Origin of the sequence: Brevibacillus reuszeri (assembly GCF_001187725.1) — a bacterium.
Classification (GTDB): Bacteria; Bacillota; Bacilli; order Brevibacillales; family Brevibacillaceae; genus Brevibacillus; species Brevibacillus reuszeri.
Window position 1 is genome coordinate 1,776,031 of record NZ_LGIQ01000009.1, and the last position, 17,596, is coordinate 1,793,626.

Sequence of the window (17,596 nt, forward strand, 5' to 3'; positions counted from 1 at the left end):
CCCTTCTTTTGGCTTGGTTGTTGATCACTTCTCCTCTCTTATCTCCCCTAGATTTTATGCGTATGAAAAATGTCGCGGCATGATCTCTATGTCCAGCTGTTTTTATAAGTATCAACGCCCCTACGGATACTCGTCCCTTGGGTGAGAGATGCCGACCCCTAGTGTACGAAATCCTTCTGAACAACTTCTGAACAAATTCGACAGCATATAGAGCATCAGCATCGGATTTTTGACAGGAAACTACAAGAAAATAGGGGAGAATGGAGTTTTTCTTCAAAAATGAAAAAAGACTACCTGCGGAGATTCACCGCAAATAGTCTTGATTGATAAATAAACAAAATGGTCGTGACTTTTTTGTTTGACCGCAAGCGATCACATCCACTTATATGAAAAGCGTCGAGTCGTTTTTCACAGAAAAAGATCGTTAATAGGCAACTGTTTTGGAAACAAAGCCAACGAGTACTTTGCCATTGGAATCTTTAGTGGAGCCATAATACCAGTCTCCACTCTCTCCCACGACTTGAACCAAGGAATTCTTGGCAGCGAAGCCTCTGCCAGTACTTTCAGAGGAAGCTGTAGAGAAGAAGTAGCCCTTCTCCGCTTGAATCTTTACAGTCTTGGGTGTAATGGGAGTGAACGTTACAAGCAAGCTCTTTGAAACAAACCCTTTGTCAATCGATGCAAAATCTGAATGCATCCCGGAATCCTTGATCTCAAAGCCGTACCATAATGTAGCAGCAACGGATGAATCGGCAGAAGGGGCAGAGAACACATTCGCACTATCCACAGCGACGATGACCTTCTTCTGGATAACAGGAGCAGCTTTTTGCTGTGCTTTCGGAGCTGAAGTCTTTGCAGGAGAAGAGGTCGTACGAGTGCTCGTAGAAGAGCCTCCACCACCATTATGGTAGTGATATTGTCCGTACTGTAACCCCCATTTCTCGCAATTGGTTCTACAGGTATGACCGCCGTTTGCGTCGGTTCTACCAGGATGAGCATCAATCGTTTGAATAGGTACTAGGAATAGAAAGAGCATAAGTACAAGTAAGCTGGTGATTCTTTTCATGGACATCCTCCTTTAGCAAGATATCCACCGATTATACCAATCCATCCCATTTCTGTAAGCGTAATGTTTGGTTGTCTAGCGAAATCCAAAAGGAAAAGCTCCCGTAGAGAGTGTAAAACTCTCGCTACGTGGGAGCTCTTCATTTACGGTGCTGGTTGTGGTGCGCGTATCCAGCCTTCTTTGCCTGCAAATATAATTTGATACCAGCCGTTTAGATCAGTCACTACTTGAATAGAGCTATTTGAAGAGATTTGGCCAATTCGATCGTATTCTTCTCCAGGACCTGCGTACACAGCGATTTTGTGAGGCTTTTGCCCACTCTGTTCGTACGGTATATCGGGCGGTAGATCTGATGGATACTCACCTTGATTCGATTGCTCTGGATCAGTTGCTTCCTCCTCCGAAGAGGTAACAGTATCGGCAACCTTTCTATCATATACCAGTCCAGTGTCATCGAGCTGAAAGAGGGCGAATTCCTGTTCACCTTTGCCCCGAGCATTTTTGACGATGATGTGCGTGGAGTCTTCAATCGAGAACTCGTCTGCCTCAATGGCAAATCGTTTATGGATCACGTTTTCGGAAGGTACTGGCAGCAGTCCCGTATAAGAAAACGGACGTTCCTTGCCAGAAGCTTCAATGATAATGAGTGGAGCCTCTTTATTGCCTAGCAGATCAGACAGGCTGATTTTTGCAGACTTCATGTCCACATCGTCTAGTCCCAGCTCCAAATAAGTCAGAGAATCATCCTCTTTTTTTGCTGCAAAATAGAGACGCTGCTCAGATTCCTCCAAGCCGAAAGCGTAGAGCTTTGTTCCCCAACGGTCCGTACCAGTGAAGACGGAGCGGAATTTTTTATCCGGGTATTTCACATTAAGCAGACGTGTCGGATCGTAATCTAGCCACCTCTCTTCAGCAGTAGCAATCAGTGAAGTGGTGTCCATGAGCGCGTTCAGTTCCTGATAAAGCCGAGTGGCCTTCGTAAATTGACGAGACTGGATGTACTGCTCTGCTTGCTTGACCCGACTCTCCAGGTGGCGCGTGATTGCTGCAAGTACAGAGGAATCGCGAGGAAGCACGTCCTCGATTTTTCGATAAGCGATTGACTGTGAAATAAAGGCAGTCAGATCTTTTTGGCGAATAGATAGATTAATCTCGCCTTGTGCATATTTTTCCAGCTGCGAGATCAGCCAATCAGCGTTCATGCCAATTTCCCGGTATATCCGCAAGCTTTTGGCCGTGCGTGCGACCACGTCTTCGAACGGAGCAGAGGATGTCAGCGAGCGGAGCTTGGTTTTTTCATAGTGTTGGAACAAGGCAGCGAGCTCGCTCTGCTTTTGCTGCCCTCCTCCGAAATATTCATCCGGGATGGTCACGAGTGTACGAATAAACGTCTCGTTCTGATATGACTCTTGTGCCAGGTTCGCTTTGGATTGATCCTTCGCTTCCTGGAGAGCGGCAGTATAATATTCCGCCCATTCTTTTTCCATGCCAAGATGGCTCGAAAGCTGCTGAAAAAATGCTGCTTGTTCCCCTTGCTGCGTGTATTTCTGACGCATGGCTTGATAGCGTTCGTATGTCTCCAGCACCTGCGCGTCCTGGTTTTGGGAAATGGCTGATCGCGCCTGGAGTTGAATCGATTCCATTTCTTGACGCGTGGCCGTAAGTTCTTGCATCAAGGAATTCCATTGCTCGTCGCCATAAGAAATGACCGTGATGTCAGCAGCTTTGGCAAACAGCTCCTCGGCTTTGATCAGATCATGAGCGGAGTAAGAAGCATGCGCCTTTTCATATAAAGTCACTTTTTGATAGCTAAGGCCCGCTTTTGCCAAAACGGCAAGGAAAGCAAGCGAGCAGAGCACGAGCAAGGCATTACGGACCCAGAGTGATTTTTGATAGGAAGAGATTATCATCAGAGGTCCTCCTAATTGAACAAACCTTTAAAGTCAGGATCAAAGGCGTAGTGGGTATCAACTCGCTGCTTCACAGCTTCATAGAGTCGATCCCAGCCATCGTGACGGTGTGTACTTGCCATTTTCGCCAGGCGCAGCAATCGTTCGCGCGGCAAATAATCGATAAACTCAATAATGAGCTCCTGATACTGCTCCACATACGTTTTCATGCGCAGCGCAGCACCTGCTACTTGTCCAATCAGCTGCTCGCCGTTTTCCAAAAGCAGAATCTGTGCCTTGTAGCGCTTCACATAATCCAGTACGGCTTTTTTCACAAGCCAAGGCTGCACCTTGATGACTTCACGCAAATACTCCATAAAATCCTTGTCATACGTCTTCGGAATCAGGGTATCCAGCTCCAGCTCCATGTCCTTGCGCAGCACATAGTGGTTCAAAAACATGATTTTGCGAATCTTAATCGTATCCGATTCGATGAAATGCCCGATTTCTCTTGTTTTCTCATAAGCATCCTTGATTCGTTCGGCCTTCACATCAGCACCGATGTCTTCCAGATGATGGACCAGTGACTGTTTGATTGTCTCTCTTTCAGATGTAAGAAAGCGTACAAATTGCGCGTCTTTTTCATAGGAGCCGTACCGTTTTTGAATGACAAAAAACAGGGCAAACAAGAGAATGCCAATCCCGAATGCGAGAGCAAGCTGCAAGATTGTATCAGCAGAGAGAATGGCAAGACAGACGAACAATCCGAGCAACAGAAAACGGGTCTGCACATAACGGCGAGTTACCGCTGTCGAGAGTTGTCGAATTGGCGTGTATGCTCTCCCGCAATTCTCGCAATGTGTGTCCCAAAGTACATGGTAGGTATGGCATCGCTTGCAGCCTTGAATTCGTTCGAATGTATAGGTTGTTTTGCGGCTTTTGCGAAATTGGACACCGACTCTTTTTCTCATGGCCGATCCCTCTTTTCATTCAACAGGACATGAAGGTGCTGGTCGATTTCGGCATTGGAGAGATTGCGTCTTTTCAGTCGAAGCAGCTTGAAGAAGCGGATGGCTACTAGTACGAAAGCAGCAAAAAGAAGAAAGTAAGTTAACATAAAATTTCTCCCAATTGAAAGTGTCGAAACCTGTAACAAAGAATCATGTGGTATCGTATTAGGTGTAGGGGCAATTATTTCACTCATTTTTCGCTATTATTACCCTTGAATCTAGTGGTAATAGTGGCATAGTCTTACTTTCTTTGCAATATCTCAAATACGGTGAGTAAGGGGTTTTAGTAGAATGTTACGATTCCAAGTGCTGTGTCGATACGTAGTGTGTCTTGCACTGCTGATGGTTTTTGTCATCTCAGGCACCCAACTTGGTTTTGCGCAAACCAGCGGAAGTAATATGGATGCCGTACTGGTGGTGGACGTCAGCAATTCCATGACCCAGAGTGATAAAAACAAAGTCAGCAACGAAGCGATGAAAATGTTTGTCGATATGACCTCAATACAAGCGAACAAGATTGGCGTTATCTCCTATACCGACAAGATCGAGCGGGAAAAGGCGTTGATCCAGGTCAATTCCGAGCAGGACAAAAATGATATCAAAGCATTTATTGATAGCCTGCAAAAGGGCGCGTACACCGATATTTCGGTAGGAGTAAAGGAAGCAGTGAAGATTCTGGATGCTGGACGTGACCCAGCAAATGCGCCGATCATCGTACTCCTCGCTGACGGAAACAACTTTTTGAACAAGGCGTCTAGTCGCACTCAAGCCGATTCAGATCGTGATCTGGCGGAAGCGGTCAAGGTCGCGGGGTCAAAAGGATACCCGATCTATACAATTGGACTGAATGCAGACGGACAGCTAAACCGTACGCCACTTCAGCAAATCGCGGCAGATACGAATGGTAAATTTTTTGAAACAAGCACCGCGGATAAGCTCCCGCAAATATTGAGTGAAATTTTTGCCAATCATCTCAAGCTAAAGGTTGTTCCGGTGAAAAGCTTTGTCTCCAATGGTCAGACGCAGGAAGTGGCGATTTCGATACCGAACGCGAGCGTCTTGGAGGCAAATATTTCGATCATGTCGCAAAAAGCGGTAGACGTGAAGCTATTCGACCCAAGCGGTCAGGAAGTGAAATTGCCCTCTAATGAAATACGTCTTTCACGCTCAAATGCCTACACTATGCTCAAGCTGGTCAAACCGCAGCAAGGCGATTGGAAGCTGCAAGTAAAAGGTGTGCCAAAAGAAAAAATCGATATCAATATGATCTTTAACTACGATCTTCAATTGGAGATGGAACCGGTAGCTGCGAAAAGCTTTAAGACAGGAGATGTCGTTCCTGTAAAAGCGGCGCTGGTTTCAAACGGACAAAAGGTAGCGAGCCCTGATATCTACAAGCAGATGAAAGCAACGCTGCTCGTCCATGACAAAACTGACAATCAAACAAATGAGATTGCCCTGAACAATACAGGTAGCGGGTTCGAGGGAAGCTTCACGATTCCTGCTGACCATCAATACGAATTGAAAGTAAAAGCGGAGGATACGAGCTTTTATCGCGAGACGCAAGCTCTGATCGTAGATGCGACCCAAGGAGCAGGTGCGGGCACAACCAAGCCACAGCCGCCAGCTACGACCGATCCGTCCACAGAATCGAAACCATTTCCGTGGACAACCGTAGTAGGAGGTACCGCACTTCTCATTCTATTAATTGGGGGAGGCTTGTATGCACTGTCGCTCTGGCGCAAAGCCAACAAAGGCTTCGCCGGTCAGATTGCAATCGAGATTGTAGACGAGGATACAGGCGAAAAATCAAATCCGCAGTACAAAAAGCTGAACGCATTTAAAGGAAAGGTCAAGCTGCATCAGCTCCTGCAGCTGGCACCAGAATTTGCAGAAACCGATAAAGTGGTCTTTTTCCCGGGGAAAAACGATACTCTAATCATCGAGAATCGTTCGAGCTGCCGGATTGAAAAGGCAGGGCGCGTGCTGGATGTCAGCCGCGGCAAGGAACTCAAGAAAAACGACCGCATCAAGGTTTCTTTAACCAATGTAAACAAGTCCGTTTTTGTAGACTATATCGTCTAGGAGTGGATCCATTATGAAAGCAGTAGTAAGAGAGCATATTCAACAATTGGATGTTTCGCTTGGCGGAGGAATCGTCAGCGACAAAATTCGTGTAGATACCATTGATAACCCGATGCTCGTGATCGGATTGGGCGGGACAGGGATTGATGCCTTGCTCCGCTTGAAATACCAGGTGAACAGACGCTTCAAGCTGCCGGTAGACGCGCTCTCGAAAAAGCGCAAAGAAAAGCCGGACAATATCGAATATATCGCATTTGAAACCAATGAGCATGATCGCAATAAAAAGTACAAGGGCATCGGACTCGACCCAGTAACTGAGTTTGTTCTGTTGTCCAATCCGGAAATCGGTGGCGTATTGCAAAACCGAAGCATTCTGGAGCCGTACATTACGGATTGGCTTTCCCCTGAGCTGACGATCACAGACGGAATCAGCGGTGCATCCGGGGTTCGTCAGGCAGGACGTCTGCTCTTGTTTACAAAAATAACGCAGGTTGTCCAAACGATTGAGAAAAAGATCAAAATGCTCTGCGAGGGCACGAATAAAAAGCTGACGGTGTTCCTGCTGAGCGGTCTTTCCGGGGGAACGGGAAGTGGCTGCTTCCTTGATATCGCGTATATCGTTCGCGGTATTTTGGAGCGCGACTTCGGTAGCGGCGGGGTAGACAAGGTGAATACACTAGGTTACCTGTTTACGCCTGACGTGAATCTCTCGAACAAGAGCCTCAGCTCCCATACGCGCGATTACATCATGAAAAATGGCTATGCAGCACTGAAGGAGCTCGACTACTGGATGAACACGGACGAGCGCATGGAGCGCTTCCGTCAGCAATACGGCAACGTGCTTACTGTACAATCACCGATGCCTCCGTTCAACCTGTGCCATTTGATCTCGGCGACGAATCTCGAAGGCAAAGCACTGGAAAACGCCTACGACTACTGCATGAACGTAACAGCCGAGAATATTACCAACTTCATGGCGAGTGAGGAAAAGCGCTCCGGCGAAGAATTCGCGATCCATGACTATATCAGCAATATCCGCACGAATATTAACCAGATGCCAAAAGCGTACGCGGCAAACTATCAATACAACGTCATCGGTGCTTCGTCTGCTGTCCTGCCGATCGAAGAGATGACTACTTATTTGGCTTATCGCCTGTTTAAGAAAATGGAAAAAATGTTTACGGTAGCTCCGACCCAGGAGGACGCAGAGAAGTTCGCTCGCAAGCTGGGAATTGATATCGACTCCATCTCGCGCAAGTTTGAAGAGCGCGTTCCTGAGCCACTTCCTGGCTATGAAAATAGCGAGCGTCTGAACTACGGCAATGTGATTTCCCAGCAGGTTGTAAGCATCGATCATGAGCTTGAGCAAGGCTATCTCGCCAAAGCGCGTGAGGCGTACATCAAGTGCAAGAAGCAGACCCCAGGCGACATGATCTCTGCATTTGGAGAAATGATTACTCGTGTCTTCCTGCACCCGGAGCAAGGACCCTTTTACGCGTCCCGTCTGATTCATTCGGATAAAGGCTACTGCCTGATGAAAATGATTTTGTCCTACGTGGAAAGTCTCAAGGCGAATCTGGAGAGCTTCCCACGTGAGATTGAAGGTGCGCGTGAAGTAGCGGGTGAAAAGCTGGGCGATGCCCGCAGCGCTTTTATCTCCAAGGAGAAAAAGAAGAACCTGTATATTGAAGCGAAAATCAATGAGTACCAGCTTCTCGCCGATCAGGAAAAGCTGGAGCAAATGATTGAATTCTACGAAGAGCTGCACCGTTTGCTCAATGCGGAGAACAATCGCATTTATAACGTATTTACGGAAATTTTGAATACGCTGAACCAGATTTTCGAGAAAAACGGAGACATTTTGATCAACGGCGGGGAAGAGAGCGATCGTACCGGCAACAAGACGTACTACTGGAACATCGTTAGCGTTCCTGATATCGCGAAGGTCGTCGGAAACATTTTGGAGCAAAAGGAATCGGATGATTTGATCCGCGACTTTACAAGCGAGCTGCTCCGCCATTCTGATCAGTGGGTAAAAGAGCAGGAGCTGGATATTGTCAGTTCGATTTCGGAATTCCTGTCGGAAAAATTCGGTGAGCTGATCACTAAATCGATGGAAGAATTCCTGGTTATTAAATACGGTCAGGATGAGACACTCGATCGCATCGTCGAGCGCAAGATTGCGAACAAGCTGGACGAGGAAGCCATTCCGGTTTTCCATCTGAGCAACAATCTTGGCAATATGCACTTTCCTTCTTGGGGCTTCGTATCCGTACCACTCAAAGCACCAGGGATTTTAAAAGGAATTAAAAACTATCAGGATACAGCTATCAGTGGATCGCGCTTCACTGTAAAAGAAAGTGAAGTGAAAAACCGTATTTTCTGGCTGAATACGAAAAACGGGATTCCGTTGTTCGTTTACACGCCGCTGAAGGTATATGAGGAAAGCTATGAGCGCACAATTCTGGAGCGCGAAGGTATTGGACGCCACCTCGTTCAAACCGAAAAGAACAACTGGGCGTACCTGCCGTCGCCAATCCCTGAAAAATCATGGGGCGATACGTACCAAAATGACCGGATCAAGGCATACAACGCCAAGGTTCGTCGCTTGTTCGAAACAGCGCTTGGATACGGCAGCATCCGGGAAAAAGGCAGCGACAGCAAAACGAGCAGCCGTTATGAGTGTGTCGTCACCAAGCCGTTTTCGATTGCTTCGTTCATGGCGAGATATCAGGCACAAGGTGATCTGTCCGATCTGTCCAAGCTGAGCCCGGGCGAAATCAAACGGGCGTTGGCGGAGCTGAAAGGCTTCATGCGGGATGGCTTGGAGCAAGAGTACGCTCGCGATGTATTTGGCAGTATTAATGAAGAGATGGCAAAGGAAAACCTGATTCGCTATCCGCAGCAAATCCGTTTGATGGAAGAGGAAGTACGCAAATACAAAGAAATCGAGGACAAAATCGCGGAACTGGAGCAGATTGTAAATGCCATCCAGGGTGAGGAAGAGCTCGTTACCCGATTCATCGAGGCGCTCTATACAGGCACGATCGTAAAACGCGGTGCTCTGTACGTCTATGACAAGGACGAGGAAGAAGAGGCTTGGGAGCCGTTTATCAACTTGATGAAGGCGAGCAAGCAAGTGGAATTTGCGATCTATGAGAAGTTCCGCGGGCTGGATCACAAGAGCATGGCTACGCTCCAGCGCAAGGCTTCGCGTCGCAGTGACGCCATGACTTCTGCCGAGGATACGGAAAAGCTGATTGCCAAGCTCGATGAGATAGCGGCTGCTTTCCAAGCGGTGAAGAGTGATCTGGAGTACGACCGCGATGAGTACGTCAATGGAGAAGAGATGTATCAGTTCTACAAAAAAGTGTGGTCAAAAGTAAACGATATGCGCAAGACGCTGCAATAAGACAGGAGGAAGCATGAGGGATTTGATTGGAGAGTTCGCGACCCATTACGTTACGGATTTGGAGAAACAACTGGATAGCGGAAATGGACAGCCAAGCATTCAAAACCCTGTGCTTTTCCTCTTTCTCGGGGATAAATGCGTGGAGGCGCTGCAAGCTGTTTGTGCCATGAACAAGCAAAGCTGGAAAAATGGCAACGGCGTCCTCTACGTGCATGCTTATCAAGAGGAGACATGGGAGCATCCGCAAGTGCTCGGTTGCCGGTTGCCGCGTCCGGAGGCAAGCAAGCAGACGATGCGCGCCTCTATCTACGAGCGTTTTGTACAGGGTGAATCGTACAAAATGGAATTGAACAAGGCGCTGAAGCTGGCAAGTGTACGCGTAGCGGAAATGGGCAAGCTGTTCACGACCTTTCAGCAGGTAAATATCGCTGTCGTGACTCGTGCCGACGATCCGGCTGCTATCCTGTTGCCTGAGCTAACCCTGCTGCTCAAGAGCTATCTCACTGAACTGTTTAAAAATGTGTCGGTCGATCTGTATGTTCTGCTGCAAGAAAAAAACAATGGAGAAGCATTCGGGTTTTCGGCGGCACTGTCAGTCAGCTTTTTAGAAGAGATCAAACGTTACCAGCGCAATGATTTCAGCTTTTCGGAAAATCTCCTGGTGACGGAGGATCTCGTCAAGCTGCCCGTCGAGCACCGAAATGCGCCGTTATTTTCACTGGTTTATTTGCTCAGTGACAAGACCGAGCACGGATTGTTTCTCGAAGCTGGTATGCAGGAAAACTGCGAGCTGATCAGCAAGCTGGTGCTTTTGAACAATAAAAAGGCAGAGAGCGAATTTATTGAGAACAGTGAGGGCTACAACAAGCTGCAATTCATCCGCAGCATTACAGTAGATACGGGTCAAACCACGTTTGCCAGCGCAGGCTTGTCCAAGGTGAAGCGGCCAACACATGCGATTGCGGTAACTGTGCTTTCGGCAGTCTTTGACCGTTATTTGGAACGACTGAAGGCTGGAGAGAATTTGCCGAAGACAAAGGCCAGAGAAAAGCTGGGGCTGACAGCGCATGATTTGGAGCGAAAAGTCAGAGCTGTGATGCCCGAGGATCACAAGCTGAACGAAATGACTGGGCTGATGACCTCAGGTGTCAGCTATAGTGAGCTTTCTTCCATGAATTTGCGGGAAGCAGAGCTGGCCTTGTTTGACGGTAGCAGCCAGACCTTTTTTGAAACAAATGTGGCTCGTGGGGCAAGAAATCGGGTGGAAAGCCTGGCTTTGCAGGAATCACTCGCAGGCTTGATCCAGCGTGAATGGATTGACGAGGAGCGCCTGGGACTGTATGCGGCTTACCAGCTGACAGCAGAGCAGGCGAACGGAGCGAATCTTCTGGAGGAGCTGCGCACAGGAATCAGAGAAACCACGCGCCAGCTGGAATATGCAAAAGCGGAGCTGGAGGAGCTGTATCAGCAGCGAGTCGATCGGCAAGAGATCAGAGTGGGCGGCTTTTTTACACGGGATAAGGAACGGGTCAGAACCTTTATCCGCCATCTGCTGCAAGCGATCTACAGCAAAAAGTTCGACCTGTTGGAGTGGGAGTTGACGCTGGAGCTTCTCTTGCAATTGGAAAAACAGGTAGAGAAGATTCATCGAGAGATTGGTGCAAAGGTAGAAGAGCTTGAGGGTCTGCAAAGGCAGCTTCGAGAGATTGCTCAAAAGAGTGTCCGCGAGGCATCTGATTATCTCGGAAAAAATATGGATGAATACTACGAAACGGTAGTCACAGAGACGATTCGTTCGTTGGAGGCGCAGCGGGGAAGTGGGTTTTATCTCGAATCCCGATATATCGGCAACGGCTCGCTCCTCTTCCAAAATGGCATTGCGGGTTTGGTAGAGCGATTATGCCAGTTTTGTGCGACAGAAATACTCACGCGCTCACCGTTTGCCTTGTCTTTTGAAGCAGAGCTGCTCGCTCGTGCCAATGTTGTTGCTGCCTATGAAAACAGGACGGTATTGACCAAAGAAGATTTGTTCCAGGATCTATCCCTTGTGCTCGAGGAACGGGCTGCGGTACACATCGAGGTCTTTCATTTCTTGCAAAAGCACCGCTACGAGGAAAAATATTTGTTCGCGGATATCCGTAATGATTTTGTCCAGTATGTTCTCCGTTCAGCAGATAGAACCCGCACCTACAAGCAAGGGTGTATCCACGAGGAACAAAAAAGCGGAATAGAAAAAATGAATCTGATGGGCGGATTTGGCATGGAAGACCTGATGTTTTACCGCAACAACAAGAAATACCATGCTTCCTACGAGGAAAGCGGGTTTGTCTTTCACCGCCGGGGAGGAGATGAATCGTCATGAGTCAAAGAAAGCTCAGTCTGCTCATGGTTTTATGTAGCCTGGTGGGTGGCGTCATTGGGTTTTTGGTAGGGGAAGTCATTTTGGATCGATTGTCTGGTGAGTTTCCGCAATGGGCTGTAATGGGACTTTATTTTGGGCAGTATGCCTTTTTTGTAGGATTGATGTGCCTGATTGCGGAAATCATTTCACCAAGGCTAAACGGATTCGGATGGAAGCAGCGCTATCTGGGATTCTCCTGGAAAATGCTTGTGCCCAGTACGTTTGTGATGGTAGGCGTCGCTGCCATGCTGCTACAGCTTCTGTACGGCTCGTCGTTCCAGCAATCGAGTGGTGCCAACAACATTGTGCTGGTGCTTGATACTTCGGGCAGCATGAGTCAGTCAGACCCGGACAATCAATTATTCAAGGCTGCTGCTGACATGGTCCAGAAAATGGACAGCGATATGAAGGTTGCGGTTGTTACCTTTAATGACCGTACAGAAGTATTGCAGCCATTGGTTGCTTTAAGCAGTAAAGCAACCAGAGATGAAGTGATCCAAAAGCTGCTCAATCAAACGGGAACAGATGGAGGAACCCGTATTGGGCTCGCCCTGCAAGAGGGGCTTGCGCAGTTGCAGGCATCCAATCAGCTTGAAAACAGCACAGTCGTGCTGATGTCGGATGGTTACAGCGATTTGGATATTCCAAGTACTCTGGCTCCGTTCAAGCAAAATCATGTCCTGATCCACACGGTAGGCATGAGCAAAATCGATGCAGCTGGAACCAGTCTGCTGGAACAGATTGCTGCTGAAACAGGTGGACGTTATTTCAACGTCGATCATGCGGATGAAATGACCGGTATTTTTGGTCAAATCTACGATATGAGCCGACAAGATCGCAATCTGGTAACAGAGCGCACAGGGGCGACAGAAGAAAGCCTCTTCTACACGATTTTGCGAGTCGTTAGCCTGCTCATTATTGGCGGACTCTTAGGCTTGGCACTCGGACTTATTTTTGACAATCGACATTTGGCAAAAAGCTTTACGATTGGCGGAGCGGTGGCTGGTCTGCTTGCCGGACTGGTATTGGAGATGGGACTGATGTCGATTGACCTGCTCGATATGGTCATTCGCCTGATCGCTTTGGCTCTGCTTGCTGTCGTCTTGACCATTTTCACGGTGTTCTTTCCTGCTTCTGCGAGCGGAGGAGCGACTTCGATGCAAAAGCGGATGTTATCCGGGCGAAGAAGCGCAGGTGCTTTGGAAGCTGGTAATCGAAGCAGCAAGCGGTTCGAATTGTAAGGGGATGGCTTTTGTTGATCCTCCTTATTGAACCGAATTGTAAGGGAGCATGATGAGTCATGATCATTAGCGAAGAAACACAAGAGCAGCTAATCAAGGATGTCACGTGCCAGTACCAGGGGAGCGAGTATGTGCTCAACTGGTACTGGTCTGCGGACGTGCCCTGTGTTTATGTTCATAAGTCCCCATATGACACTCCGTTTGATCCGTCCCAGATTAGCGAGGGGCAGTTAAAGCTCTACACCCGCGAGGAATACAAGGTACACAAAGGGCTGCGCGAAAAAACGGAGGGCATCGGGCGATACACGTATCGGATTTTTCCCTGCCGTTTGCAAAATGGCAAGCCTGTCCTGCTCATTCCAGAGGGCGATGCACATATCGTCCACGTGAGCACGGGGAAAGCCAAGATCTATTACTCTTTTAAAAGAGGACGAAATTGGTTCAGCTCGTATCAATCCTTGCAGATTCGCATTTTTTCTGAAATCCCGATCCCCAAGGATGTGCTTTGCTACGTAAAAAAGGAAGGCTCGGCGCCTGCACACAAGGACGACGGAACGAGTTACGCCTTTATTCGCGATCTGGAGCCTGGTGTCAACCTGATGCCGGAGATAGAAATAAAGAAAAAGGATGTTATTCGGCTCTTTTTTACGGATGGCAAAAAGTACGGGGAACTGTACGAACTGATACCCGAATAGGAGGCGAGCAAGCGCATGCTGTCTTTTTTGAAAAACATGTTTGAAAAGAAGCCGCCAGTCAAGGAGCGACTTCCCTTTTACGATATTGTTTGCCCATACTGCTTTGCCAAGTTTGAACCAGATCAGGTTGTTTTCCGGGCGACACATCATCGGCAGGACGACGAAGACTACGCCTTGCAGGAAGATGAGATCCTCAACCACTACAGAGATAAATTTGGATTGGACGCCATCGATGAGCTTGAGGCTATCATCGACCCGGAGTCTATTCCTGAGGAGAATCATCTGTACGTAGACAATGTACTGGCAGGCGTGACGGATCGCTATGGTTTGGTGTCCAAGCGCAGGCTGTGCCCGAAGTGTCATAACGAGCTGCCGATCACGGCAGGGAAAGCACCGAGCAATATCATTTCGATTGTAGGTGCTTCTCAGGTAGGGAAGTCTGTCTACATGACATCCTTGATCCATACGCTGCAAAATACAACTGCGAACCACTTCGATGCGGCGTGCATGCCACTCAATGCACAAATCAGCCGAAAGTTCCGGGAGAACTATGAGGCGCCGCTGTTTGAGCGCGGACAGCTGCTTGATTCCACACAAAAGGAAAAGCGACAGGAGCCATTTATTTTCCAGTTCATTTTCAAAGACAGCGAAAAGGCACCGTTGATTCTCGTCTTTTTCGACGTAGCTGGTGAGGGAATGGTGGATCGCGAGTATTTGGAGCTGTATGCTGCGCACGTGAAAAACTCGTCCGGTATTTTGTTCCTCGTCGACCCGCTGCAAATCAAGACGATTCGCGATCGGGTGATGCTTCAGGCTGGAGATGAGCCAGGGGAGTTTACTGCCAGGTACGATGAGCCGCGCGAGGTCGTCATCACGCTGTTTGAGAACTTCATCGGCTATCAGGAGCAGAGCAAGACGAATATCCCGACGGCTGTCGTTCTGACCAAGAGTGATATGCTCCATCTGATCAAGGAAGATGATGGCGAGTACATCAAGTCCAACAGCAACGTCTTCCGCAATTTCGTGCATGAGCAGTACCTCAATACGACCGAATTTGAGAACATCAATGGCGAGATCAGTCGCTTCATTGAAAAAGTGGATCGTCCATTTAAAGATGCGCTGGAGGTTTACTTTACCAATACGGCCTATTTCGCTGTATCCGCGTTGGGAAGCAATCCGGTTAACCAAAAGGTAAGTGGCGTCGTAACACCGATTCGGGTTGATGAGCCGTTTATTTGGTTAATGCATCAACTGGATTACATCGAGGGGAGGGAACGGTAGTGAGCCGTCAGCCCATTTTGCAGCAGTACTACACCCGCGGGCGACAGGGGATTTTCCGTTCGAACGAAGGATATGATACTGTCGCCAAATCGTCAGGGCTGGACAATACGTTTATTAAAAAGACGCTCCATCCGTTTTGTGTCTACCACGCTCCTCGTGAACTGCAAGAGCGTGCAGAGGGAGATTTGTCCAAGTATCCGGAAGCCCTCGTCTGTTTCCAGGCAGAGTCTGGAGAGATGGTGATCGGAAAAAGCGTGTTTGTCGGGGCCGATTTCACCGGGCAGCGCAATACGTTCTTTAGCCACAACTACATCATTCCTGCGCAGCGGCGTGATGAATTCATAAAAGACCCGAGCAAGCTGTTTGGCATACGTGGTTTTGCCACTGCACATGACGATGCCAAGGGGAAAGAGCTTCCTGCACTGGAGGATCTGTCCTATCAGACAGCTTCGACTGGTGATCGGAAAAAGTGGCTCATGCAGCACGGGATTGACGAGCTTGTTTTCAAGCAATTGCTGTATGCTGTGATGACGTCGCTCTCGGCGAAAAAGAAAGTATTTATCAGCTTAAACGTAGAGGTAAGTACATTATCATCTGTTGCTACAGAGCTGCTTGCCATTCTGTATAGCTGCCTGCCTTATGAGCTGCGCAGGCACTTCGGCTTTTTGACCTACAGCAATGAGCCAGAGAGCAAAAAGCATATCCATGTTGTCTTTGTAGAAAAAGGGAGCATTCGACCTGGCGGCGGACATAGCGACAAGGATTTCTTGTTCGATTTTGGTCTCGGTCGAATTCACAATGTTGATTTGCAAGAGGGTGTGCACGAATATCTGAACTTCGCCTGGGAATTCCTGAATGATTCACGAATCCTGACGTCGTTCCATGCTTTTTGCGAGGAGGTGCTTACGGGCGCCGATACCTCTATTTCGCTGCGCGTGAGTACTTATTATGAGCTCTGTGCCTTCTATTTGATCGAAAAAGGCAGGATGTCTGTCTACGAACGCAATCGGGCCGGTGTTTGGCAGGCGCTGAACAGCTATTTGGGACAGCAAGGCTTGTCTCACAAAAAACGCTTGATTGATTTGCAAAGCATGCTGTTTCGTAACGAGCAGGAGTCAGTGACAGCCACAAAGCTGCCTGAAAGTGTGACGGTCAAGCAGATGCTGGAGTCGTACAGTGTGAGCAAGCAGGATAGCCTGCAAATGGACATGATCCGGTTTGTGATGGATGTCCTGATGAAGGCAAAAGCCATGAGGCAGCACAGCTATGTAGCTGAGGTGTACAAGCATTTGTCCGCTAACCCGGAGCTATTCGGCTTTATGATGAGATCGGTTTTGGGACATAAACAGCTGACAAAGCCTCTTTTTGAAGACTATTTGGGTGAACGTCTGCGGGCTGCCTCCCAAATCAGTCAGGTTCTGAAGGAAATTCAGTTTTGGACAGAAACAGCTCCACAAGCGCTGCGAAATCCATTTTTTATGACGACGTACATCGAACGGCTGCTCGAATTGTTTGCTCGTGAGCGCCAGAAGCTGGATGCGGCAATATCGATTCATCAGTTTTTTGAAAATCTGGACGGCACCCGCGGATATGCGGAGGAGCTTTTGGATGAGCTGGACAAGTCCCTCCTGAAGCATCTCGCTTTGGATACTCTCTCAAAAGAGGATTTTCTTAAAATCGTAGCACTTCTGGAGGAAAAGGCTCAAAGCTTTTTAGGAACGCTGGATGTGGAAAGCCGTCAAAAGCAGGAGCTGCTCCTGAATCTTGCGGAGCTATTGGAACAAAAACGGGCACCGCACCCGGCAGAGTTTTTCCGCAAATGGGATCGTGAAGAGACAAAAGCACAGCAGCGTATCATTCAAAATATGCTGAACGCTCCTTTCGATAAAGACAGCTTTCCGATGGTGGCTCTCATTTTTTACCGAGACGATCAATTCGGCCAGGAAGGCTTTCACTGCACAGAAATGCTGAACTTCGTTGAGCAAAATGGGGGTGAGCCTGTCTTGCATGCATTTATCCAGTGGACGATGACACAGCGTATGTTTTTTGAAGACAAAGAGCTGCTGCCTGCTTATCGCCAAGCATTGAAGCAGTTGTTTTTGGAAGGAAAAGGACGCAGGCTGCGTAGTAAGGAATGGCGTAAGCGCTGGTATGCCGTTCGCAATGCAGATTTCCGCAAGCTGTTGGAGGAAGTGCGCAGAGAAACAGCAAACCCGCTGGTGAAGCTTTTTCGCAACAAAGCGTTCGTAATATCTGGCTTGCTTGTACTTGTGGCAGCAGGTGTGTGGGGCGGCTACGCATTTTGGCAGCAGGGACAAGAGGGGGCGCAGGGAAAAGACCCGTCTACGGACACAGCTCATAGAGTGAGAGTACCATCTACTTCTGGCTGGATCCCTGCATATCGTCTCATGATGGACCCGCAAATCGAGCCAGTCGAGTATGTTGTGCTTGAAACAACGAAGAGTACGACTCCGTAAAAGAATAGGTATTTCTTTTGCAACTGACAGGTAGACTGA

11 protein-coding genes are annotated in these 17,596 nt (G+C 48.3%); 7 read left to right on the forward strand and 4 right to left on the reverse strand.

Features of this window, described 5'->3' with window-relative positions; translation table 11 throughout:
* Positions 1-424: 424 nt before the first annotated feature.
* The 4 genes from ADS79_RS22790 to ADS79_RS35740 all read right to left on the reverse strand — a co-directional run bounded on the left by ADS79_RS22790 (position 425) and on the right by ADS79_RS35740 (position 4,072).
* Positions 425-1,066, reverse strand: coding sequence for a YHYH domain-containing protein (locus ADS79_RS22790; protein ID WP_049740637.1), 642 nt, complete (start codon positions 1,064-1,066; stop codon positions 425-427).
* Positions 1,067-1,209: 143 nt separating this feature from the next.
* Positions 1,210-2,976 carry an SH3 domain-containing protein gene (locus ADS79_RS22795; protein ID WP_049740638.1) on the reverse strand — a complete coding sequence of 589 codons (1,767 nt, stop codon included), beginning with the start codon at positions 2,974-2,976 and terminating at the stop codon, positions 1,210-1,212.
* Positions 2,977-2,987: 11 nt separating this feature from the next.
* Complete coding sequence (locus ADS79_RS22800) at positions 2,988-3,926, reverse strand: hypothetical protein (RefSeq protein WP_049740639.1); 939 nt, start codon at positions 3,924-3,926, stop codon at positions 2,988-2,990.
* A complete protein-coding gene (locus ADS79_RS35740) occupies positions 3,923-4,072 on the reverse strand; it encodes a hypothetical protein (protein WP_162839546.1) in 150 nt (49 codons plus the stop codon). Before ADS79_RS35740 ends, ADS79_RS22800 begins: the two co-directional genes overlap by 4 nt.
* Before the next feature lie 184 nt (positions 4,073-4,256).
* On the opposite strand from ADS79_RS35740, the gene ADS79_RS22805 reads away from it, so the two are divergent.
* Genes ADS79_RS22805 through ADS79_RS22835 form a run of 7 tightly spaced genes read left to right on the forward strand, consistent with a single transcriptional unit; the run spans position 4,257 to position 17,557 of the window.
* On the forward strand, positions 4,257-6,050 hold the full coding sequence (locus tag ADS79_RS22805; RefSeq protein ID WP_049740640.1) for a vWA domain-containing protein: 1,794 nt from the start codon (positions 4,257-4,259) through the stop codon (positions 6,048-6,050).
* 13 nt (positions 6,051-6,063) lie between these two features.
* Complete coding sequence (locus ADS79_RS22810) at positions 6,064-9,462, forward strand: tubulin-like doman-containing protein (protein ID WP_049740641.1); 3,399 nt, start codon at positions 6,064-6,066, stop codon at positions 9,460-9,462.
* 13 nt (positions 9,463-9,475) lie between these two features.
* The gene (locus ADS79_RS22815; protein WP_049740642.1) at positions 9,476-11,824 is read left to right on the forward strand and encodes a hypothetical protein; all 2,349 of its coding nucleotides are present in this window, start codon (positions 9,476-9,478) and stop codon (positions 11,822-11,824) included.
* Positions 11,821-13,104: a vWA domain-containing protein gene (locus ADS79_RS22820; protein ID WP_049740643.1), complete on the forward strand. Its 1,284-nt coding sequence runs from the start codon at positions 11,821-11,823 to the stop codon at positions 13,102-13,104. The genes ADS79_RS22815 and ADS79_RS22820 overlap by 4 nt, the downstream gene beginning before the upstream one ends.
* A 59-nt stretch (positions 13,105-13,163) precedes the next feature.
* On the forward strand, positions 13,164-13,799 hold the full coding sequence (locus ADS79_RS22825) for a hypothetical protein (RefSeq protein WP_049740644.1): 636 nt from the start codon (positions 13,164-13,166) through the stop codon (positions 13,797-13,799).
* Between the two features lie 15 nt (positions 13,800-13,814).
* Positions 13,815-15,080, forward strand: coding sequence for a TRAFAC clade GTPase domain-containing protein (locus ADS79_RS22830; RefSeq protein WP_049740645.1), 1,266 nt, complete (start codon positions 13,815-13,817; stop codon positions 15,078-15,080).
* Positions 15,080-17,557, forward strand: coding sequence for a GAP1-N2 domain-containing protein (locus ADS79_RS22835; RefSeq protein ID WP_236700061.1), 2,478 nt, complete (start codon positions 15,080-15,082; stop codon positions 17,555-17,557). Before ADS79_RS22830 ends, ADS79_RS22835 begins: the two co-directional genes overlap by 1 nt.
* The last annotated feature ends 39 nt before the right edge of the window (positions 17,558-17,596 follow it).